Source organism: Thalassotalea sp. Sam97, from assembly GCF_041379765.1.
In the GTDB taxonomy this organism is placed as follows: domain Bacteria; phylum Pseudomonadota; class Gammaproteobacteria; order Enterobacterales; family Alteromonadaceae; genus Thalassotalea_A; species Thalassotalea_A maritima.
Map to the genome: position 1 here is coordinate 2,477,411 of NZ_CP166919.1, position 22,323 is coordinate 2,499,733.

Consider the following 22,323-nt stretch of genomic DNA (forward strand, 5'->3'; position numbering starts at 1 on the left):
AGTGATTAAAACGTGTAAGTAACACCGCTAAAAAACATAGCGATGCTATCAGTATCAACAATAGGACTATTGGTTATTTCGTCAGTTAACCAAGTCTGTCGATATGAAAAACTGAAAGATAATTGTTCTGTTAAACGGTAATCGGCCACGAATTTAGCGTTGATATTCGTGCCACTATGTAGAGGTGTATAGGTACCAATCATCATTACCGATTCATTGCGAGCAAGCTGATAATAGTAGCTCAGTAACTCGTGGCTTTTATGGGTAATACTCACTTCACCAGTTAATAGCCAATCGGCAATGTTAACGTATTTAGCTGCACTCACTTCCAGTTCACTGCCATTGTGGACACTGCTAATATCTTGATAAAAGCGCACACTTGTTTGTATTAATGGCGTTTCGTAATTAACCGCGATACCTGCTAAATACGATACATCACGCTCTACTGAGGCGATATCAAAGCCACTCCAACCACGACCAAAATCTAGGCCTACAGCAGCTAATGCGCCTACATTATCAAACTTAAAATACAAACCATCTTCATTTAGCTTACCAACCACATCGACAAACCAAGGTCCCTGCTCGTATAAGGCGTAACCTAAAGTGGTGTTATCAATAAAGAAGCGCTCACCATAGTAGCTAATGTTAGGCAGGATATAAATATCGAGGTTTTGATGATTGGCAATCGGAGTTTCAATGCTACCGTAACCGAAACTCATGGCAAATTGCCACTGATTAACCGGAACATCGTTAGCTTGTGCTTGTATTTTGCCAACCATGCTACAGCACAGAATCAACATGAGTGTTGACAAGCGAATCATCATTATTTGTGAATACTTTGTAATCCTTGTTAATACCATGCTGATACTAGCAATCTCGGACTTTTCTGTCTACGACTAAATTCTTTCAAACAATTTCGAACAATATCCATGTTGCGATTGTGTTAATTATTAAAGGGTTTTCGCAATCTCGTAGTCGTAAAACGCAATGAGTAAGCGTAAAAAACACAATAATAATTAGGAGAAAAACCTTGAAAATGAAATCTGTAGCTTTAGCTATTGGTACTGTACTTTACAGTTATAGTGCCGTAGCCGCTGCCAATGATGCTGGCGCCAATGGCGAAGCAACATTGAAAGGAATCGATATTCCACAAGCAGTGTTAAGCAAATATAAGAAAGATGGTATCGTTGAACACAATCAACGTGGTGTTAACGGTCCAAACGGTTCAGTTAACCGTCAGTTACAACCTTTAGCGACAAAACAAAAGTTTGTTCCTGAAGCGGATATTACCGGCGAACAAACTTACATCATTCGTCTAAAAGATAGCCCTGTTGCGACTTATGATGGTCGTATTTCAGGCTACCCTGCAACGGCGCTAAATGCCACACCAGAAACAGGTGAACACAAGCTATTTTCAGCTACACGTGATAACCGCGCTGATATCACTAAGTACCAAAACTACCTATTCGAAAAACAAGGTAGTTTCTTACAAAAAGCTGGCAATACCTTAGGTATGCAACTGCAACCGCGTTTACAATACACTAAAGCCTTTAATGGTATGTCGGTACGTATGACGCAAGAACAGGCAATGCGTCTAGCTGAATTACCAGAAGTTGCTCATATTCAACGCTCGCGCATGAAAGAGCTACTATCAGATGTTGGTCCTGAGCATATCGAAGCTGATAAAGCTTGGACAGGTGAAACTACCGTCGCGACAGAGCTTAAAGGTGAAGGTATGATCGTTGGTATCATCGATACCGGTGTGAATACTGACCACGTATCATTTGCTGATGTTGGTGACGATGGTTACGATCACGAAAACCCATGGGGCGAAGGCGTATACGTTGGTGACTGTACCGTTGCCGGCCAAGAGCACATGTGTAACGACAAACTGATTGGTGTACGTAGCTACGATGTTATCACTGACATCTACGACGCTGATGAGTTTCAAGAAAACCCAAATCCTTGGATGCCAAACGAATTAGTCCGCCCGAAAAATGGTGAAGATTACAACGGTCACGGCTCTCACGTAGCTGGTACCGCAGCAGGTAACGTAATTTACGATGCGCCACTACTGCAAGCAGTACCAGGTAATGGTGATGGTATTGAAACCGGCTTTACCTTTGATCGCGTTTCAGGTGTTGCACCACATGCAAACATCGTCTCTTACCAAGTATGTTACCCTGGCGATCACACCTACTTAGGCTGTCCTGATGAAGCAATTCTAGCTGCCATTGAAGATGCGATTGAAGATGGCGTTGATGCGATTAACTTCTCAATTGGTGGTGGTGAGCCATTCCCTTGGGAATCAGCAATGGAGCTTGCGTTCTTATCAGCACGTGAAGCAGGTATCAACGTAGCGGTAGCGGCTGGTAACTCGGGTCACTACAACATCTCTCACGTTGCACCATGGCAAACCATTGTTGCTGCAAGTAATCACGGTCGTGAAATTGCTGTAGAAGGTAAATCTATCGCGCAAATGACAGGTGGTGATACCACACCTCCTAGTGATATTACCGCAGGTGGTATCTCTGAAGAATACACTGGCAATATCGTGTTAGCTGAAAATTTTGGCAACGCATTATGTTCAGAACCGTTCCCAGAAGGTACGTTTAACGGCGAAATCGTTGCTTGTCAACGTGGTGACGTAGGCCGTGTAGCCAAAGCAGATAACGTTTTAGCTGGCGGCGCCGGCGGTTTTGTTCTATACAACGTCCAATGGGGTGGTGCTGAAGGTAATGTTGTAAACGATGTTTACCCGCTTCCTGGCGCACACATTGATGCTGGTGCAGGTTACCAATTAAAGAATTGGTTATCATCTGGTGAAGGCCACATGGCTACCATCACGGCAAGCACCGTAACGACGCGTATCAACGAAGACACGGTTGACACCATTGCTGACTTCTCTTCACGCGGTCCATCTAGAACCAACAAACACTTGTTTGTACCAACCGTTGCGGCACCAGGTGTTGGTGTATATGCCCCATTTGCTGATGAACAACCGTTTAGCATGTACCCTGCATCTGCTGACTGGTCAAGCTTAAGCGGTACCTCTATGGCAAGCCCACACGTTGCTGGTGCTATGGCTCTTGTACAACAAGCACACCCAGATTGGACGCCTACAGAAGTTCAATCGGCACTGCAAATGACAGCGACACCTGCTAAGTTAAATACTTGGCAAGGTCCTCAAGAAGCCGGCTTCTACGATACTGGTACAGGTATCATTAATGTTGCCAATGCGATCAATGCGGGTCTTATTATGGACGAAAGCATTGAAAACTTTATGGACGCGAATCCTCGTAACGGTGGTGACACACGCAACTTGAACTTACCACAAGTGCTAGACATGACTTGTAAGCAAAAGTGTGTTTGGGTAAGAACGGTTAAAGCAACTCGTGACGGTACATGGACTGTTGATACTGAAACCTCTGAATACAGTGTTAAGCTTCGTGCAATTCCAGAAACGTTCGAGCTAAAAGCTGGTGAAGTACAAACCATCATGATTGAAGGTGAGATCCTTGACAGCCAAAACCGTCTGCATGGTTCAGAGCTTGAAGTTCACGGTAAGATCTTCTTAACGCCAGATAACGAAGACATTCCATCTGTTATGTGGCCGGCTGCATTGCGTTTCGACCACGGTTCACTACCGACTAAAGTTGAAAGCGTAATTCACCGTAACACAGGTAAAGAAGTGATTGGCGGCCTACAAACGGAAGCCATCAAAGACTTTACTTCTCGTGCTTACCAGCCTGTTCAGGCAGACATTCACGAGTTTACCTTAGTACAAGATTACGATCAGTCTAGTCCATTTAATGATGGCAAAGTTGAAGTCGAACAAGGCATTGACAAAGTCATTTGGTTAGATGTGCCAGCAGGTAGCAAACGCGTTGTTGCTGAAGTATTAGAGCATGTATCTTCAACCGCTGAAAACGGCTGGGACGAAGGTGTTGCCTCTATGCTTATGGGTATCGATATTAACGGTGATGGTGAAATCCAAACTCAAGACGAAGCTATTTGTTGGTCAAATGCTGCTTGGGAAAACAACTGGTGTAACATCAACAATCCTGATGCGGGTAAGTACTGGGTACTGATCCATAACCATAAAATGTTTTGGGATGGTGATGCACCAGAAGATACTTACCGCGTAGCGACAGGTATTGTTAGCGATGAAGTATCAACGGACATCGAAGTAACAGGTCCAGCAACGACTGATGGTTTAATGCCATATGAAGTAGAAATGCACTGGAACATGACTGACCTTGAAAAAGGTGACATTGTTTACTCTGCATTCGATATTGGTACCGATGCCGGTAACCCTGGTAACTTAGGCTTTGTACCAGTTCGCTTAGAACGTGGCGTAAACGAAGTAAGCGTTAACGCAAGTCAAACCAAAGCGCGCGCGGGTGACATCGTTGACATTACCCTAAATGTAGTACCTAACAAAACTGGTCAAGACCGTAACGTTCACCTAGCATCAATGATGCCTGAAGGAACTACTTTAATCCCTGGTTCAGTGACGGTAAAAGGTCAATTTGATGCCATGATTGAAGAAGCGGATAACGGTTTTACCGTAACAGCAACGCAATTTGATTCTAGAGATATGGATTACGAATACGTAATGACCACGAACCTAGATGATGCAATGTGTATGACACCTAACTTTGGTGGTCCATCAGACGGCGGTTATGTTGACTTGCAAGCGTTTAACATTTACCCAAGCTTTGGTGGCAGCAACAGCGACAACGTTGAAATTCCGTTCAGCAATTTCTGGTACGAAGACGTTGAATACGCACTTTACGAAAACCACGAATATGCTGGTACTAAGAGCATTAACATCAGCCCTATGGGTTACGTTGAGCTAAATGGTTTCCCATTATTCTGGGATATGCACATGCCATTCCCATATTATGGTTTCCCTGACCAATTAATTGGTGTTATGTGGAAAGGTGCGTTCTTTACCAAAGACAACGCTTCAATGTCTGTGCCGTTTGCACCTAACAGTGATGCCGACCTAAACTCAGGTATTTCAGTAGCCGTTACCAATGGTGAAACTAAACACATCATCATTGAATGGGATAATGCGCGCGGTCAAACCTACACAGGTATGAACTGGGATACTTACGAGCCAATCTTTGAACCAATGCAAGGCGATAGCTACGACTTCGAAGTTATCTTGAACATGAACACCAGCTACAACAAAGGCGAATATGAAATCATCAAAGCGTATGACAACATCGACTTTGGCACGGCTTCAGGTGAAGGTTCAATTGGTTTACAAGGTTATCACGGCGCACGCAGTGACTTCTCTCCTCTTTACGGTTACAAAGGTACCTCGTTTGCCTATAACGACCTAAAAGACAAGATTGTTGACGACTTAGTAATCTGTTATGACTTAGTTGGCCCAGAAGCTTCACAATTTGAGCTAACTTTCCAAGCACGTATCAACGAAGATTCAACGGGTAAATCGTTGGTGTTCAACGTTGATAACCAAGTTGAAGGCTTAGATGCTATTGTTGCTGAGCACGTTATTGACGTACCAAGCAACATCAAAGTCGGTGCCATCAATGACCAAGAAATTGGTGAAGATGAAATCCTTGAAGGCATCATGGTGGCTTACTCTGATTCAGACCAAGGCGCAAACACTATCACAGTTACTGGTGACAACATTAGCGCTACCGTTCACGGTCACGAGTCTGGCTCATCAATTGATATCGAGCCTAAGCGTAACTTTAACGGCGAAACCGAAGTATTTGTTACCGTAACGGATAACCTATACCCAAGCGATAGCTACACTACAAGCTTCATGCTAACCGTAACCGGTAAAAAAGATGCACCTGTAGCACAATTAGCGTCAGGTACATTAACCGACGGTGGCGTTGTTCTGCTAACAGCTATGGAAGGTGATACCGTAACGCTAGATGCGTCAGCAAGTTATGACGTTGATGGTGATGCGTTAACCTTTAGCTGGGAAGGCCCAGGTAGCATTGCTGGTGCAGATTCTGCAACGGCAAGCGTTACCGGTCTATCGGTTGGTGAGCATACCTTCACAGTAACCGTAAGCGACGGTGATAGCGTAGCAACTACTGAAGTTGTTGTGACTGTTGAAGCTGCACCTGTTGTAGAAGCGCCTGCACCTAAGAGCGGTGGTGGTGCCCTGTTCTACCTAATTGCCCTACTTGGCCTAGCCATTGGTGCGCGTAGAAGAGCATAATCGTCTCTATCGATGTAAGTTATGACTTACATCACTAAGATAATTCAAAGCCGATACCATTAGGTATCGGCTTTTTATTTGTCATATTTATACAAACCCAAGGCTCTATTGCTTTTTCTTTTCTTCAAGCTGTTCGCTGAGCATTCGCTAACTGAAATTCGTACCTACTTACGATATAATTGCGCCAATTTTTCTAAGTTACTCTTTTCAAAGCAGGAATGTTATGAGCGTAGAAACATTTGATCCTAAAAACACACAAGTTAAAACGTCGTCGCAAACCTCAGCAGAAAATGCTAAAGCGGTAAAACGCAGTGTTAGTGACACCGCCACCAAAGCGAGTGATAACAGCATCGCCGGTAATTCTCGCATTGGCTTTGTCAGCTTGGGGTGTCCTAAAAACTTAGTGGACTCTGAACGTATCCTTACCCAGCTTCGTACCGAAGGTTATGATGTGGTTAACTCCTATGATGATGCTGAGCTGGTGATTGTTAATACTTGTGGCTTTATTGATTCGGCTGTACAGGAATCGCTTGATACCATAGGTGAAGCGTTGGCAGAGAATGGTAAAGTACTGGTCACTGGCTGCTTGGGTGCAAAAGAAGATGACATTGTTGAAATTCACCCTAATGTACTGGGCGTGACCGGTCCACATGCCTATGACGAAGTAATGAGCCAAGTGCATCAACATGTGACCAAACCTGTGCACAACCCCTTTACCTCATTAGTACCTGATCAAGGTGTCAAATTAACGCCAAAACACTACGCCTATCTAAAAATATCGGAAGGTTGTGATCATCGTTGCACCTTCTGTATTATTCCGTCGATGCGCGGTGATTTAGATTCTCGTCCAGTAGGTGACGTACTGAGTGAAGCCAAACGCCTAGTCAAAGCTGGCGTTAATGAATTATTGGTTATTTCACAAGATACCTCGGCATATGGCGCAGACGTTAAGCACAAGCTCGACTTCTACGAAGGCATGCCAGTAAAAACACACATGAAAGCCTTATGTGAAGAGTTAGCGAAATTAGGCGCTTGGGTACGCTTACATTATGTCTACCCATACCCACATGTCGACGATATCATTCCACTTATGGCTGAAGGAAAAGTACTGCCATATTTAGACATTCCATTACAACACGCCAGCAAGCGTATTCTTAAGCTGATGAAACGCCCTGGCAGCTCCGATCGAACTCTAGAGCGCATCAAAAAGTGGCGTGAAATTTGTCCTGAGCTGGTTATTCGCTCAACCTTTATTGTTGGCTTCCCTGGTGAAACTGAGCAAGAATTCGAAGAGTTGATCGACTTTATCCGTGAAGCACAACTCGACCGCGTTGGCTGTTTTGCGTATTCCGACGTCGAAGGCGCTAAAGCTAACGAGTTACCCGACCACCTGCCTGAAGCCGTAAAGCAAGACCGCTTACAGCGTTTTATGCAAGTTCAAGCTGAAATATCGAAGAGCAAACTGCAACAGCGTGTCGGTCAAGAATACTTAATATTAATTGATGACGTGACGACCGAAGGAGCCATTGGTCGCAGTTATATGGATGCCCCAGAAGTCGATGGTAAAGTATATTTAACGGATGAATTTGACGTTGAGCCTGGTGACATGATTTGGGCACAAGTTATTCATGCTGATGAGCACGATGTTTGGGCTGTTAAGGTTGAAGATTAATAGCTACTAGTGTGACATGAGTGCGGATCAGCGTCAGATATGATCCGCGCATTTTGCCGTTTCTGCCTTAACTAAAAACCAATAATCACCTCGTTTACAAAACAGTACAATTTTTACCCACCCCACATTTGTAAAATTTTTCTTTAAATCTTAACAACTTATTTTCTCTTGTTCGACACGATGTCAACGGTACGATTTTCACCCTATTGATCTTTTCGCAACAGATCATTAACCTGCGCTTCTTTTGAGCAACCGTCGTTGTCATGACTGTTGTTTGTTGTAACCGCTATTTGAACTGAGAGGTAGTATGAGCTTAGTTTGTCTAAATCGTCGTAAATTTTTTAAGCAAGCATCAGCGGCAGTTGTCCTAGGTGCAACGTTACCGTTTGTATCTGCTAATGCCTACGCAAAGTTAAACAACAGCAGTGACGTAAAACGCTTAAAGTTCTACAACCGCCATACCAATGAACGCATTGAAGGGGTATTCTTTGCTAATGGTCAATTTAAGCAAAATACCTTAGCTAAGTTTAACAACCATTTGCGTGATCATCGCCGTGGCGAGCAAACCAATATGGATCCTAAATTATTCGAATTTTTACACAAAATTCAGCAACGCCTAAATTATGATGGCGAAATCCATATTATTTCTGGTTATCGTTCTCCACAAACGAATGCGATGTTAGCGAGTAAAAGCAAGGGTGGTGTTGCTAAGAAAAGTTTTCATATGCAAGGTAAAGCCATTGACTTTGCTATGCCTGGTGTTGACTTAAAACGCGTGCGTGATGCGGCAAAAAGCTTAAAGCTTGGTGGTGTCGGCTATTATCCGGTATCAGGCTTTGTGCATATTGATACCGCTCATGTACGCAGCTGGAGCGGTAAGTAACAACTTGATAGATAGCCGTTAATATCGCATTTAGTTACATTAACAGCGAAATTAACGGTGGCATTCATGCGCTCAACCTTAGCTATCAATACCTAAGCGTGAATAGTTAAGCGATACGTATCAACGATAATACCCTATAACAATATTTATTCGCGAGTTAGATGCTAATCTGACTCGCGTTTTTTATTGCCGACACTTTGCCAAATTGGTCGTATACCAGTAGACAAAAAGATTTGGTCAGTTAATAGCTATGTCAGCGGTGCGAGAATAAGCGAAATGTGTGTAGACATAGTCGTTTGGCGCAACAATCGCGTCGCTGAGCAGCTCCCAAACGGCGAGTTTAACAGCGTCATAAGCTGTGTTTTTGATTTTGACAAGGGAATAACCATTCTCTTCAATCAATGCCTTACTTCTAAAGCTGTTAATTCTCGCTGACTGCTCAAATTTTTATACGAATTGGTATTAGTCGCCTCAATTACAATACAGTACACTTTTTTACATTGCCCTCATCGAGATATTTTTTATTTAATAACAAAAAGTTAGCTGAGCCCCTCAAAAAAAAACCAACCGCTCAATTTTCACCCTATTGACCACCCAGCAACAAACCATTAACCTTGCGCAGTTTTCGAACAACCTTGCTCAATAATAAGGTTGTTCGTGTTGTCCCTTACTAGAGCTGAGAGGTAGTATGAGCTTGGTTTGTCTCAATCGTCGTAAATTCTTTAAACAAGCGTCAGCAGCCGTTGTATTAGGCGCAACGTTACCTTTTGTCGCCAACAGTGCCCATGCTAAATTAAACTCTGCTGGGGATGCGAAACACTTAAAATTTTACAACCGTCATACCAATGAGCGTGTTGATGGGGTATTTTTCGCCAATGGTCAATTCAAGCAAAATACCTTAGCTAAGTTTAATCATCATTTTCGCGATCACCGTCGTAATGAGCAAGCCAATATGGACCCTAAGCTATTTGAGTTTTTGCACAAAATTCAGCAACGCTTAAATTATACTGGCGAGATCCATATAATCTCGGGTTATCGTTCACCAAAAACCAATGCCATGTTAGCGAATAAAAGCAAGGGTGGTGTTGCTAAGAAAAGTTTTCATATGCAAGGTAAGGCTATTGATTTTGCCATGCCCGGTGTTGACTTAAAACGCATTAGTGATGCTGCCAAGAGTTTAAAACTCGGTGGTGTGGGCTATTATCCTGTATCAGGTTTTGTCCATATCGATACGGCACATGTACGCAGTTGGAGCGGCCAGTAAGTCTATCCGATGTTGCCATTAATGTCGCATTTTCGCAAGATTAATGGCGACATTTATCTTATTATCAAGGCGAAACCGGATAGTAAGATACCCCATGCAACTTAATGCTCAAATTTGTCAGCAAGCAAGATTGTCACGCGACAAACGTTTTGATGGCAAATTTTATACCGCGGTGATAACCACAGGCATATACTGCCGCCCAACGTGTCCCGCGGGACCTGCACTGGAAGATAATGTTCGTTACTTTCATACCGCCGCGCAAGCGGAAATTTATGGATTTACCGCCTGTAAACGCTGCAAACCGGAATTATCTCCTAACCAGCCAATAGAACAGCCTATTGGTCGCGCCGTTAACGCGATTGTAACGAACCCAAGCTTATCTGTATCCATGCTCGCAGAGCAGTTACAGTTAAGTGAAAGGCAATTACAGCGCCTATTTCAGCATCAGTTTGGTGTTAGTCCAAAACGTTTTATTCGCCAGCAACGGTTAATTAACGCACGCCGGTTATTATTACATTCTTCTCTGGCTATCGGCGACATAGCTTATATCGCAGGCTTCACATCACAACGCAGCTTTAACGAGCATGTAAAACAAACATATCGACTGTCACCACGCCAAATACGCCAACAAGCGAGCAACACGTGCGAAAATTTTGTCCGTATCAAATTGCCATATCAAGGTCAGTATAACTGGGATTTGATGCTGAACTTTTTTAGGCAACGAGCCATTACCGGGCTTGAGGTGGTCAACAGTGAATACCTACGTGCTTTTCAATTAACGGATGTTCAAGGCCATATCACCAGCCACGGTTGGTTTAGGGTAATACCAATCACATTAAGTTATTGCTTACTCAGTGAGAATTTAAAGGCTTTTAAGCAAGGCTTTGATTGCAGAGAATGGTTATTCCATTGTCAAAATCAGTTACGCAGCATAAAAGCCTTTAAAACTCACCCGTAGGGAGTTTACCAGAGGCTCATTTACGGTCCTATATTTCATTAATATAGAATGACTATATCAATGAAATCTATGTTGTAACTGAACCTCTGCCCTAACTCTGAGTTGGGCACAAACTTAGTGTAATTGGTATAAGCAACCCCGACCCGAGCTTGTCTTATTTGCAAGTAGATGTGCAGATGAATCACTATCGACGTTTACCCGAAGTCTTAGCACGTATTCGTGTTATGTTTGATGTCGACTGCGATCTAAATACCGTCAAAGGGCATTTAAGCAAGGATGATGTGCTCGCACCATTAGTGCAACGTTATGCTGGCTTGCGACTTCCAGGTTGCATTGATGTCTTAGAATTTTCAATTCGAGCGATTCTAGGTCAGCAAATTAGCGTTAAAGCCGCAACCACATTAGCACAGCGAATTTGTAGGCGTTATGGCAATAAGCTTGACGAAAAATTGGATTACCCTGCAGGCATTAAGCGCAACTTTCCATCTTTAGCGCGACTTCTTGATGCTGATTTTGCAAATTTAGGACTGACAAACACGCGCATGGCCACGTTACAGCGCTGGCTAAGTTTTTATCAACAAAACCCGTCACAATTTGTTAATGTAACCGACAGTGACGATTTCGAGCGCTGTGTATGCCAACTAAAGGGCATTGGTCCTTGGACGGCTAATTACTTAGCGATGCGTGGTTTAAGTTTGCCCGACGCCTTTCCGGCTAAAGATTTGGGCATTATCAAAGCGTTGTCAAATCAACAACAATGCAAAGAGCGAATCACCACAAAAGAAATCAATTTAATGGCACAATCGTGGCGGCCATGGCGAGCCTATGCGGCTATATACCTGTGGCAATCGCTGAGTGATACTCATTAAAATAGTAGCACTTAAGCCATGACTTTTTTACTTGGGCATGTCCTGGTAAAGTGATTAACCTTAGATTACCTGTAGAAACTTTATGATCCATTATCAAATCATCACAACCCCTTTAGGCGATCTTGCTGTTGTCGCCGATGAACACGGTATTTGCCAAGTCGCATTTCAGCAAGGTAAGGCAGCCATTACCATCACCTCACAGATGCAGCCAGACAGTGCATCAGCGCCAGCTCACCTGCAACAGGCGATAACACAGCTTAACGAGTATTTTCAAGGTACTCGCCAGACGTTTGAACTACCTCTGTCGCAGCCTGGTACGCCATTTCAACAACGGGTTTGGCATGCTCTGACACATATTAAGTACGGTAAAACCAGCAGTTACGCAGGGCTTGCTGAAGAAATCAACAATCCGCGTGCCGTTCGTGCGGTTGGCACCGCTAATGGTGCTAATAAAATAGCCATTATTGTTCCTTGCCATCGGGTGATAGGTAAAGATAAAACATTAACTGGCTACGCCGGCGGTATGGCGCTTAAAGCCAAACTGTTGATGCATGAAGGTGCGTACTTTAAGCCTTAATTAAACGTTAATTGAGGCTTAATTAACTTTGACAAAACTTTAGTAATTATCGACAATCTGAAGCGAACACTCTTAGCGAAAACGACTGTTGCTAAAGAGAGCACGCTTTATCTGCAACGCACTGGCAATTTACGCCCCGCATTTCAAGAGACGTTTTATGGAAATCATCATTCCTGTACTGGCTGTACTATTACTTATTTGGATGAGTTGGCGCTTAGTGCAAGCAAAACGCTACAACCGCTTTATTGATTGGCTGATGGGCGATATCAAACCACAACTATTGGCGGTAATTAAACAAGAGTTGATTGACTCGCGTAGCCCTGACTTGCCTAATAACGACTGCCATATTGATGCGTGTTGTTACTATTATGGCCAATATCCGGTGCGGGTGCTTGAAGCGGCATTACAACGTAGCATCATCAGCGAAGACTGGTTAAATAATCGAGAAAACAAACGCCATATGCAACATTTACTGTTTGTGCAAGCCGCGTACCGTATTAGTGAAAAACCGTGCAACAGCAGGTCATAATCGCTCATTGCTCGGTCAACGATTACGCTAAGCTGAAAATAACGCTCTGCAAACAATAAAGCCCGATATTTATCGGGCTTTATAATACAACGGCTTATTAGATACGCTACTAACGACTTGTGCGATTAACGACCTTTACGGCGAGGTTGTGCTGTATCTTGGCCACGACGTTGCTGATGCTTTTTCACATTCTTACGAATTTTACGACTCTTATTATGATCAATGCCTTTTTCATCGACTTTAATTTTCGATTGCGTTTCCGGCTTTAATTGAACCAATTTACGGTAGTAATTCACATCTTTAAGGCCGAGTTCAACCCAACCACCTAGTGGTAGACGACGCTCCATCTGCAAATCACCGTAACGAACACGTATAAGTCGACTAACCTGCACGTCTTGACTTTCCCACAAGCGTCTTACTTCGCGATTTCGGCCTTCAGTTAACACAACGTGGAACCAATGGTTACGGCCTTCGCCACCTTTGTAGGTGATCTTTTTGAATTTGGCCATGCCATCTTCTAATTGCACACCATGGCGCAAGCGTTGTAGCATCGCTTCATCAATTTCACCAAACACGCGTACGGCGTACTCACGCTCTACTTCATGCGAAGGATGCATTAGTCGGTTAGCTAACTCACCATCATTGGTAAAAATCAACATACCTGAAGTGTTAATATCGAGACGACCTACCGCAACCCAGCGACTGCCTTCTATTTTAGGTAACCGATCAAATACTGTCGGGCGTCCTTCCGGATCTTTACGGGTACACATCTCACCTTCTGGTTTATTGTAAACCAAAATACGACACGGTTGCTCAGCTGCGGCTGCAATTTTAACGGTATGACCATCGACGCGGATTTGCTCGGTACCATCAACTCGGTCACCTAAAAATGCCGTTTTACCATCGACACTGACTCGACCGGCACTGATCAGCGCTTCCATTTCTCGGCGTGACCCTCTACCCGCTCGGGCTAAAACTTTTTGTAACTTTTCAGACATGTCTATGCTCTTTCATGTTGCGTTGCCTTCTCGGCAAGTTGTGCATCTTCGATATTAGTATTGATATCGAGTTCGGTTATATCCATCAATGCTGGCAGTTGTGCCAAAGACGATAATGAAAAATAATCGAGGAATTCTTTGGTTGTTGCAAGTAAAGCTGGTCGTCCTGGCACGTCTTTATGACCGACAATACGAATCCAATCCCGCTCTTGCAATGTTCTAATTATATAACTACTGACCGAAACTCCGCGAATATCTTCGATTTCGCCACGAGTTATCGGCTGTCGATAAGCGATCAAGGCAAGAGTTTCGAGTAAAGCACGAGAATATTTGGGTGCTTTTTCCTTAAATAACAGAGCAATATAATCACTATATTGCTGCCTTGCTTGAAATCGATAGCCTGATGCGACCTCGACCAATTCAATTGCGCGGCGATCATAATCGTTTTGTAGCTGTTGTAAAATAGCTATAAGCCGATTTTTTGATAATTTTTGCGTATCATCAAGGGTTTCCTGCAACGTTGTTAGCGATAATGGCACCGCCGAAACGAACAACATGGCTTCGATAATCCCTTTTAATGTGTCGTCATCATATTTTGTCATTATTTACCCTGCGCTAACCTAACCTGAATAGGACCAAACACTTGCGCTTGAACACACTCAACTAAGGTCTCTTTAAGCAACTCAAGTAGTGCTAAAAACGTTACCACCACGCCCGCTTTACCTTCGTTATGATCAAATAGTTGTGAAAATTCACAATAGCTGTGCTCATCTAGCATCGCTAAAATCGCGGTCATACGCTCCCGCGTCGACAAACTTTCGCGCTGTATATGATGATGCTCAAACGCTGCAGCACGTTTTAATATCGCCCGCATCGCCATTACTAAATCTTGTAAGTCCACATCAGCCTGCACCAACTTGGGCTTAAACTCGGCCGGCAACGCAACACTGGCTTCAAAATGATCTCGCTCTAAGCGAGGTAGTTTATCAATTTTTTCAGCAGCGTCTTTAATGACTTCATATTCTTGTAGGCGTCTAACCAATTCTGCGCGCGGATCACCTTCTTCTTCTTCAACATCGGTTTTCGGTAGTAACAAACGCGATTTAATTTCCGCCAATATCGCTGCCATCACCAAATATTCTGCCGCCAATTCCAATTTGAGATCTTTCATTAACTCAACGTATTCCATATATTGGCGAGTGATTTCAGCAATGGGTAAATCAACAATATCAAATTTTTGTTTTCGAATAAGGTAAAGCAATAAATCAAGAGGCCCTTCAAATGCTTCAAGAATAACTTCTAACGCATCGGGGGGGATAAACAAGTCTTGTGGCCTTTCGATGACCGCTTCACCATGCACAAACGCAAGCGGTAACACCTGTTGCACCATATCATCAGTTTTTGCTTGGCTTGCCGAGGCCATTACGTTAGTACGGTTCTTCGCTTGTGTATGCGTCTGTTGAGTCGTCATAGATTAGATCGCCACGCTAGCCATAGATGATTAGCTAAACGGTTGTGGATCGCCTTCACCAAGTCGAATAATTTCTGCATAGCCCTCGCTAAAATCAACGACCGTGGTCGGTCGCTCACTTAAGTAGCCACCATTGAGTATCAACTCAACCTGTTTGGTTAATGTGTCGCGGATAATCTCAGGGTCGAATTCCGCTTGCACACTACCCGGTAAAATTAATGAGGTCGACATCAACGGCTCGCCAAGCTCCGCTAATAGGTCTTGGGCAATTTTATTATCCGGAATACGAATACCAATAGTTTTCTTTTTTGGGTTTAATAACCTACGCGGTACCTCTTTGGTGCCTTTAAAAATGAAGGTATAAGGACCTGGGGTATTATTTTTCAATAGTCGAAAGTTAGCATTATCGACTCGGGCATATTCAGACAACTGCGATAAGTCACGACAAACCAGAGTAAAGTTGTGATCTTTATCGATATCTCTGATACGACAAATCCTATCTAACGCTTTTTTATCGCCTAAATGGCAACCTAACGCATAGCCTGAATCGGTTGGATATACGATGACACCACCTTGACGAATGATTTCAACCGCTTGTTTTAATAAACGCGGTTGTGGGTTATCAGGGTGAATATAGAAAAACTGACTCATGCTCTTTCCTTAATTCCAGTGCTGCCACACCCGTGGTACTTCGCTGTCCAGCTGTAAATGACGGCCTAATTCCGTCCAGCGCCCTGGCGCATGAAAATCAGAACCAACCGACGCCTGTAATTGATATTCATTGCATAATTGCAGTAATAATTGTCGTTGCTGATCATTCATTTGTGGCGAAGCAACTTCCATAGCATCACCGTTTACGTCTTTAAAATCAACAATTAAGCGCCTTAGCCATTTGGTTGACAAGTCATACTTCATTGGATGAGCAATAACGGCTTTACCACCGGCGGCATGAATAGTCGCAACGGCTTTGGCAATATCGCACCATAACGGCTTAACATAGGCACGCTGACCTTTACCTATGTACTTATCAAAAGCCTTTTGCATCGAACTGACAGCCCCTCGTTCAAGTAACACTCGCGCAAAATGCGCACGAGTAATCGTGCCGCCTTGGGCATATTGCTTCGCGTGTATATCGCAATCGGCAAAACCGGCTTTGGCGAGCTTGTTCGCCATCAGCACCGCCCGCTGTTCACGAGCGTGTTGCTGTTGCGCTATCAACGCCAGTAAACTTGGATTATCAACATCGACATTTAAACCAACGATATGGATTTCAAAGTTATTCCACATCGTCGATATTTCAATACCACTAATTAAACGCAATGCTAATTGTTGCTCTTCTATATAACTTTTCGCTATAGGGTAGGCGCTTATGGTGTCATGGTCGGTGATTGCAAGTTGCTCAATTTGAAAGTTGGAAGCCCTAAATACCAGCTCTTGTGGCGACAAAGCACCATCGGAGCAGGTCGTATGCGAATGCAAATCGACCCTAATTGAGCGGTGATCGTGAGAATTTTTTTTCATCTCTTCTGTTGACTTCATGAGCAAATTCGTTTTTTCTATAAGAAAGCCTATTTTACGTGCAATCCACAGTAAATGACAGGTATAAATGACTGGCGCGATACGTACGCCTTTAGGCAATGCTTAGACGCTGGTTAAAAGGCAGATACAAATAGATTAGAAACGGCAAGTACAACAATGAAGAAACACAATATCGCAATGACTAACATTTGGTGGTGGCATAACCTGACATAAGTGGGTTGTGTGTTTCGTTGTATCTATATCGTCACAAAACCCGCTCTTTAGCGGGTTTTTTTGTACATGGATGTACTTATGCTGACGAGTTATGGAGGGCGCAAGGAAGAGCTTGTATAAGGATGTAATTCTGCTGACAAGCCAAGCAAGCTGGCAGCATATATCGCAAACAAAGTGAATGAATATTTGTGAGTCAGACAGCTCTGCTCGCAGTAGTAAAAACAAATAGCGAAGGCCGACGTTACTAGCATTCTTTTCTATAACAGGCTTAGCCTCAACATAAAGATTAAAGAAAGATGATGAAATATTTAGTAAAAACTTGGTTTATTTGGTGGCATCAAACACAAAACGTAAGACAAACAACAATGAGATTTTCACGATTTGAGGTCAACTATGACAGCACAACAGAACAATACAGATATCACGCCATCACTTAAGGTTGTTACCAGCACTTTAACAGCACCATATCAATCAGATCCTTTATCGCTGTATCGCCATTTAAGTCGCGACAAGGCCCACTCTTTACTGCTCGAGTCTGCAGAGGTCGATAACAAACGCGCATTGAAATCGATTATTCTTGCTCAAGCCAACCTAAAAGTCCGTTGCGACGCCAATCTAGTGACGGTAACACCACTAAATTCCAGTGGCTGGGCGGTCATTGAGCATATCATCCAACAATTAAAACATCACAGTCAAGCGCAGCTGCTGACTGTGAGCAAACACGCTGATAAGTTAGTCGTCAGCTTTAATGCAACATTACACGCGACCGACGAAATGTCTCGACTGCTTAGCGTAACCCCCCTTGAAGTACTGCGCTGTCTGCAAAATATTGTTGGTGAAACACACCCCTTCTCGGTTTTTCTTGGTGGTTGCTTTGCTTTTGATTTAATTTCGATAAGCGAACAATTGCCGGATGTCGACGATGGCGATAATACCTGCCCTGATTTTGTATTTTATCTGGCTGAATCCTTGATTGTTATCGACCATAAACAACAATCAACTCAGCTTGTCCATAACCGTTTTTACACCTCGGCTGAGCACGATGAACGCAATGCGCTTAACGGTAAAATTGCCCTCGCAACACTGCAATACGAGTGTGAAAAGTCACATCAGAGCATCGATATTGATCTTAAGACTCGACGTCAATCGGGCGTTAAGGAGGATGTCTCTGATCAACAGTTTTGCCAACATGTAAGTACACTGCAAGAGCATATCCGCGCTGGTGATATATTCCAAGTAGTACCATCAAGAAGCTTTAACTTACCATGCCATGACCCTTTGCTTGCCTATCAAGCGCTGAAACAAACCAACCCCAGCCCATATATGTTCTTTCTAAAGGATGCCGACTTTCAATTATTTGGCGCCAGCCCAGAGTCGGCATTGAAATTTGCAAGTACCACACGTCAAGTCGAGCTTTACCCGATTGCCGGTACTAGACCAAGAGGTTTTACCCGCCAAGGAACGTACAGTGCGGATCTTGATGGTCGAATTGAACTGGAGCTGCGTAATGATGAAAAAGAAAAAGCCGAACACTTAATGCTGGTGGACTTGGCGCGGAACGATATCGCCAGAGTCAGTATTGGTGGCAGTCGCCACGTTGCTGAGCTGCTCAACGTCGACCGCTATTCTCATGTAATGCACTTAGTCTCTCGGGTTCTTGGTACATTACAGCCACAGCTTGATGCGCTGCATGCATATCAAGCCTGCATGAACATGGGTACTCTAAGCGGTGCACCGAAAGTAAAAGCGACAGAGCTTATTCGTCAAATTGAAGGTAAACGTCGAGGTAGCTATGGCGGTGCCGTAGGTTATTTAACCGGTGATGGCGATATGGACACGTGTATCGTTATCCGCAGTGCGTTTGTCAAAGATCAGCAAGCGATTATTCAAGCGGGTGCAGGGGTGGTGCATGACTCCATCCCACAAGCAGAAGCTGATGAAACCAGACAAAAAGCACAAGCGGTGATCACCGCAATTGAAATCGCTAACGCGAATTTTAATGGTGAGTTAGCTGCTGATAAGCATCGTCATGCCGATATCGAAACACAACCCGCGTCAATAAAGGAGCCGTCAGCATGTCAGTAACCTTATTTATGCTCGATAACCTCGACTCATTTACCTATAACTTGGTTGATGAATTTAAGAGGCTCGACTGTGAGCCGATAATTTACCGTAATACCGTTGATGCGACGTTTATTTATCAACAAATGCAACAACAATCAGGTTCGGTCGTTTTAGTTTTGTCACCTGGTCCCGGCTCACCAGAACAAGCGGGCTGTATGATGGAGCTGATTGACTTGTGTGTTGGTACGTTCCCTATTTTAGGGATCTGCCTTGGTCACCAAGCATTGGTTCAATATTTTGGTGGTCGTATTTCTCGCGCTGAAAGCATTGTCCATGGCAAGGCGTCAAACATTCAGCATCAACAACATGCGCCATTCCAAGGGTTAAAATCACCTTTGCCTGTGGCCCGTTATCATTCGTTGATCGCCAGTGAAGTACCGAGTCAATTATCAATTATTGCCGAATATCAGTCGATGCCGATGGCTGTTTGTAGCGAAACATATCGTGTTCTCGGACTGCAATTTCATCCTGAATCGCTATTAACCTCGAACGGTAGCGTTTTGATGCAGCAAAGTTTGGATTATCTGCTCACGACATCCCACGTGGCAGAGCCCTTAGCGCTGAACACTGCAAACCGCCAAGCTCGTAATATCCAAACTACTGAGGAACAAGCATGAACAGATTGCAACGCGTCATTGAAGGTCAGTCATTAAACCAACAACAAAGCTATCAGTTATTTGAACAACTATTGGCAGGTGAGCTAGAACCCTCCATGATAGCGGGTTTATTAACGGCAATGCGCATCAAAGGAGAAACCCCGGAAGAAATCGCCGGCGCAGCGTTAGCGGTTCGCCATGCCGCAAAGCCATTTCCCGAACACTCACATACCTTAGTGGATTGTGTAGGTACTGGCGGTGATGGTCATCACACCATTAATATTTCTACCACAGCAGCGATTGTTGCTGGTGCTTGTGGTTTGCATGTAGCTAAACATGGTAACCGCAATGTATCGAGTAAATCGGGCTCTGCGGACTTATTAGAAGCCTTAGGCGTTAACTTAACCATGTCGCCTGAGACGGCCCTTGATTGCTTAAATAGCGCAGGTATCTGTTTTTTATTTGCCCCACATTATCACGCTGCCTTCAAACATGTTGCGCCTATTCGCAAGCAATTAGGGGTACGTACCATTTTCAATATCCTCGGGCCTTTAGTGAACCCCGCTGCGCCACAAGTTATGCTCGTAGGCGTTTACGACAAGTCATTACTTAAACCAATGGCTCAAGCATTAAGGCTAACCGGTGTTCAACGTGCATGGGTTGTCTATGGTGCAGGCCTTGATGAAATTGCTATTCATGACAGTACCGATATTATCGAAATAAAAGATGGTCAATTATATGAAAAACGCTTACAACCGAGCGATGTAGGCTTGCCTAGCTATCCACTATCGGCCATAAAAGGCGGTGACCCGCAACAAAATGCCAAGGACTGTATGGCCGTGTTAGAAGGCAAAGGCCAAGCTGCGCACCGTGATGCCGTGCTGATAAATAGCGCTGCATTACTTTACCTTGCCAATAAAGCCAGTAACCTGATCGATGCTATCGAGCTAGCGCGACACGTGTTGCGCACCGGTAAAGCGGCTCAGTGTTTACGTACGCTTGCGGAGGTGAGTCATGGTTAATATTCTTGAGCAAATCGTCGCCAATAAGCGTATTGAAGTTACCGCAATGCAGCGACAACGGCCGTTAACTGCCTTTATCGATAAGTTGCAACCATCGAACCGCGATTTATATGCCGCCATCAAGGAGCAATCCACCGCGTTTATTTTAGAGTGTAAGAAAGCCTCGCCATCAAAGGGGTTAATTCGTGACAACTTTGATCTCGAATACATTGCTTCGGTATATCAGCAGTATGCGGCGGCCATCTCAGTATTAACCGATGCGAAATACTTTCAAGGGGATCACAAATACTTACGTTATGTGCGTGATCAAGTTACCTGCCCGGTATTGAATAAAGACTTTTTTATTGATGAGTACCAAGTACACCTCGCCAGATATTATGGCGCGGATGCAGTGTTATTGATGCTCAGTGTACTTGATGATAAGCAATATCAACAATTAGCGAATGTTGCCAAGCGCTACAATATGGCCATTTTAACGGAGGTGTCTAATCAACAAGAAACTATACGAGCGATTAACTTAGGCGCCAAATTAATCGGTATCAACAACCGTAACCTGCGCGATTTAACCACTAACTTAGATACCACACAAAAACTGGCCAAATTAATTCCTAATGATCGATTAGTGATCTCGGAGTCAGGGATCTATACCAATAAGCAAGTGAGACAGCTTGCCCCACTCGTTAATGGTTTTCTAGTGGGCAGTTCGCTGATGGCCCAAGGTGATATCGATCTAGCTTGTCGTAAATTAGTTTTTGGCTTGCATAAAATTTGTGGTTTAACCCGCAGTGACGATGTTATTTGTGCTATTGAGCATGGCGCAGTCTATTGCGGTCTGATATTTACTCAGCAATCGCCACGCTATATCAGCCCTGAACAGGCGATGCTGATCCAACAGCAAGTTGCCAAGCGTTTGTCACAACATGTCGATTACGTCGGCGTATTTAAAAATCAACAAATTAACGAAGTCGCAGCCATAGCTAACCTGCTTAATCTGTCAGTTGTGCAATTACATGGCGATGAAGACAGCGATTATATTCACGAGTTAAAGCAGCGGTTACATAATCACATTTATGTCAGTAAGGCGATTGGCATTGATGCTCACCTCACAGCGGTACCTGATGGTGCCGATGTATATTTGTTTGACAGCCCACAAGGGGGCAGTGGCATATCATTTGATTGGCAGCAACTTGCAAACTATGCCGACATAAACACCATAACGATGCTCGCTGGTGGCTTAAATCCAGATAACTTAGTGCAGGCAATAGCTACCGCACAGCAATATCATATGCAGGGACTGGATCTCAATTCGGGTGTTGAAGTATCACCAGGCATTAAAGATGCAAGCAAAATAAAACAAGCGTTCTCGCTCATTCGACAGTATTAATAACAGGAACAGA

The 22,323-nt window shown here is 43.8% G+C and carries 18 protein-coding genes; 12 read left to right on the forward strand and 6 right to left on the reverse strand.

Going from position 1 to position 22,323, the window contains the following annotated elements:
- Positions 1-5 precede the first annotated feature (5 nt).
- The gene (locus ACAX20_RS11055; RefSeq protein ID WP_371186200.1) at positions 6-779 is read right to left on the reverse strand and encodes a MipA/OmpV family protein; all 774 of its coding nucleotides are present in this window, start codon (positions 777-779) and stop codon (positions 6-8) included.
- Between the two features lie 257 nt (positions 780-1,036).
- Here ACAX20_RS11055 and ACAX20_RS11060 point away from each other — a divergent pair, with 257 nt between their 5' ends.
- From ACAX20_RS11060 to ACAX20_RS11095, 8 genes are all read left to right on the forward strand, one after another.
- On the forward strand, positions 1,037-6,211 hold the full coding sequence (locus tag ACAX20_RS11060) for a S8 family serine peptidase (protein WP_371186202.1): 5,175 nt from the start codon (positions 1,037-1,039) through the stop codon (positions 6,209-6,211).
- A gap of 223 nt (positions 6,212-6,434) precedes the next feature.
- On the forward strand, positions 6,435-7,883 hold the full coding sequence (rimO, locus tag ACAX20_RS11065) for a 30S ribosomal protein S12 methylthiotransferase RimO (RefSeq protein WP_371186204.1): 1,449 nt from the start codon (positions 6,435-6,437) through the stop codon (positions 7,881-7,883).
- Positions 7,884-8,190: 307 nt separating this feature from the next.
- Entirely contained in the window at positions 8,191-8,766 is a 576-nt protein-coding gene (locus tag ACAX20_RS11070) for a DUF882 domain-containing protein (protein WP_371186206.1), read from the forward strand.
- A gap of 688 nt (positions 8,767-9,454) precedes the next feature.
- On the forward strand, positions 9,455-10,030 hold the full coding sequence (locus ACAX20_RS11075; RefSeq protein ID WP_371186208.1) for a DUF882 domain-containing protein: 576 nt from the start codon (positions 9,455-9,457) through the stop codon (positions 10,028-10,030).
- A 94-nt stretch (positions 10,031-10,124) separates the two neighbouring features.
- Positions 10,125-10,988: a bifunctional transcriptional activator/DNA repair enzyme AdaA gene (locus tag ACAX20_RS11080; protein WP_371186209.1), complete on the forward strand. Its 864-nt coding sequence runs from the start codon at positions 10,125-10,127 to the stop codon at positions 10,986-10,988.
- Positions 10,989-11,137: 149 nt separating this feature from the next.
- Positions 11,138-11,857, forward strand: coding sequence for a DNA-3-methyladenine glycosylase (locus ACAX20_RS11085; protein ID WP_371186211.1), 720 nt, complete (start codon positions 11,138-11,140; stop codon positions 11,855-11,857).
- Between the two features lie 82 nt (positions 11,858-11,939).
- Entirely contained in the window at positions 11,940-12,434 is a 495-nt protein-coding gene (locus ACAX20_RS11090; protein WP_371186213.1) for a methylated-DNA--[protein]-cysteine S-methyltransferase, read from the forward strand.
- Positions 12,435-12,591: 157 nt separating this feature from the next.
- Entirely contained in the window at positions 12,592-12,963 is a 372-nt protein-coding gene (locus ACAX20_RS11095) for a hypothetical protein (RefSeq protein ID WP_371186214.1), read from the forward strand.
- 125 nt (positions 12,964-13,088) lie between these two features.
- Here the strand turns inward: ACAX20_RS11095 and rluB are convergent, their stop codons facing one another.
- The 5 genes from rluB to rnm form a co-directional block, all read right to left on the reverse strand.
- Positions 13,089-13,961, reverse strand: a complete 873-nt coding sequence (gene rluB / locus ACAX20_RS11100) for a 23S rRNA pseudouridine(2605) synthase RluB (RefSeq protein ID WP_371186216.1) — start codon at positions 13,959-13,961, stop codon at positions 13,089-13,091.
- Positions 13,962-13,963: 2 nt separating this feature from the next.
- Positions 13,964-14,563 carry an SMC-Scp complex subunit ScpB gene (scpB, locus tag ACAX20_RS11105; RefSeq protein ID WP_371186218.1) on the reverse strand — a complete coding sequence of 200 codons (600 nt, stop codon included), beginning with the start codon at positions 14,561-14,563 and terminating at the stop codon, positions 13,964-13,966.
- Positions 14,563-15,384 (reverse strand): ScpA family protein, encoded by an 822-nt coding sequence (locus tag ACAX20_RS11110; protein ID WP_371189640.1) that lies wholly within the window; start codon positions 15,382-15,384, stop codon positions 14,563-14,565. Before ACAX20_RS11110 ends, scpB begins: the two co-directional genes overlap by 1 nt.
- A gap of 78 nt (positions 15,385-15,462) precedes the next feature.
- A complete protein-coding gene (locus tag ACAX20_RS11115; protein ID WP_371186220.1) occupies positions 15,463-16,083 on the reverse strand; it encodes an L-threonylcarbamoyladenylate synthase in 621 nt (206 codons plus the stop codon).
- A gap of 9 nt (positions 16,084-16,092) precedes the next feature.
- Positions 16,093-16,953 (reverse strand): RNase RNM, encoded by an 861-nt coding sequence (gene rnm / locus ACAX20_RS11120; protein ID WP_371186222.1) that lies wholly within the window; start codon positions 16,951-16,953, stop codon positions 16,093-16,095.
- A 624-nt stretch (positions 16,954-17,577) separates the two neighbouring features.
- Here rnm and ACAX20_RS11125 point away from each other — a divergent pair.
- From ACAX20_RS11125 to trpCF, 4 genes are read left to right on the forward strand one after another with little or no spacing between them, the layout of a single operon-like run.
- Positions 17,578-19,269, forward strand: a complete 1,692-nt coding sequence (locus ACAX20_RS11125; RefSeq protein WP_371186224.1) for an anthranilate synthase component 1 — start codon at positions 17,578-17,580, stop codon at positions 19,267-19,269.
- Positions 19,260-19,925 (forward strand): aminodeoxychorismate/anthranilate synthase component II, encoded by a 666-nt coding sequence (locus ACAX20_RS11130; protein ID WP_371186226.1) that lies wholly within the window; start codon positions 19,260-19,262, stop codon positions 19,923-19,925. The genes ACAX20_RS11125 and ACAX20_RS11130 overlap by 10 nt, the downstream gene beginning before the upstream one ends.
- A complete protein-coding gene (trpD, locus tag ACAX20_RS11135) occupies positions 19,922-20,926 on the forward strand; it encodes an anthranilate phosphoribosyltransferase (RefSeq protein ID WP_371186228.1) in 1,005 nt (334 codons plus the stop codon). Before ACAX20_RS11130 ends, trpD begins: the two co-directional genes overlap by 4 nt.
- Entirely contained in the window at positions 20,919-22,310 is a 1,392-nt protein-coding gene (gene trpCF / locus ACAX20_RS11140) for a bifunctional indole-3-glycerol-phosphate synthase TrpC/phosphoribosylanthranilate isomerase TrpF (protein ID WP_371186229.1), read from the forward strand. Before trpD ends, trpCF begins: the two co-directional genes overlap by 8 nt.
- Positions 22,311-22,323: the final 13 nt, after the last annotated feature.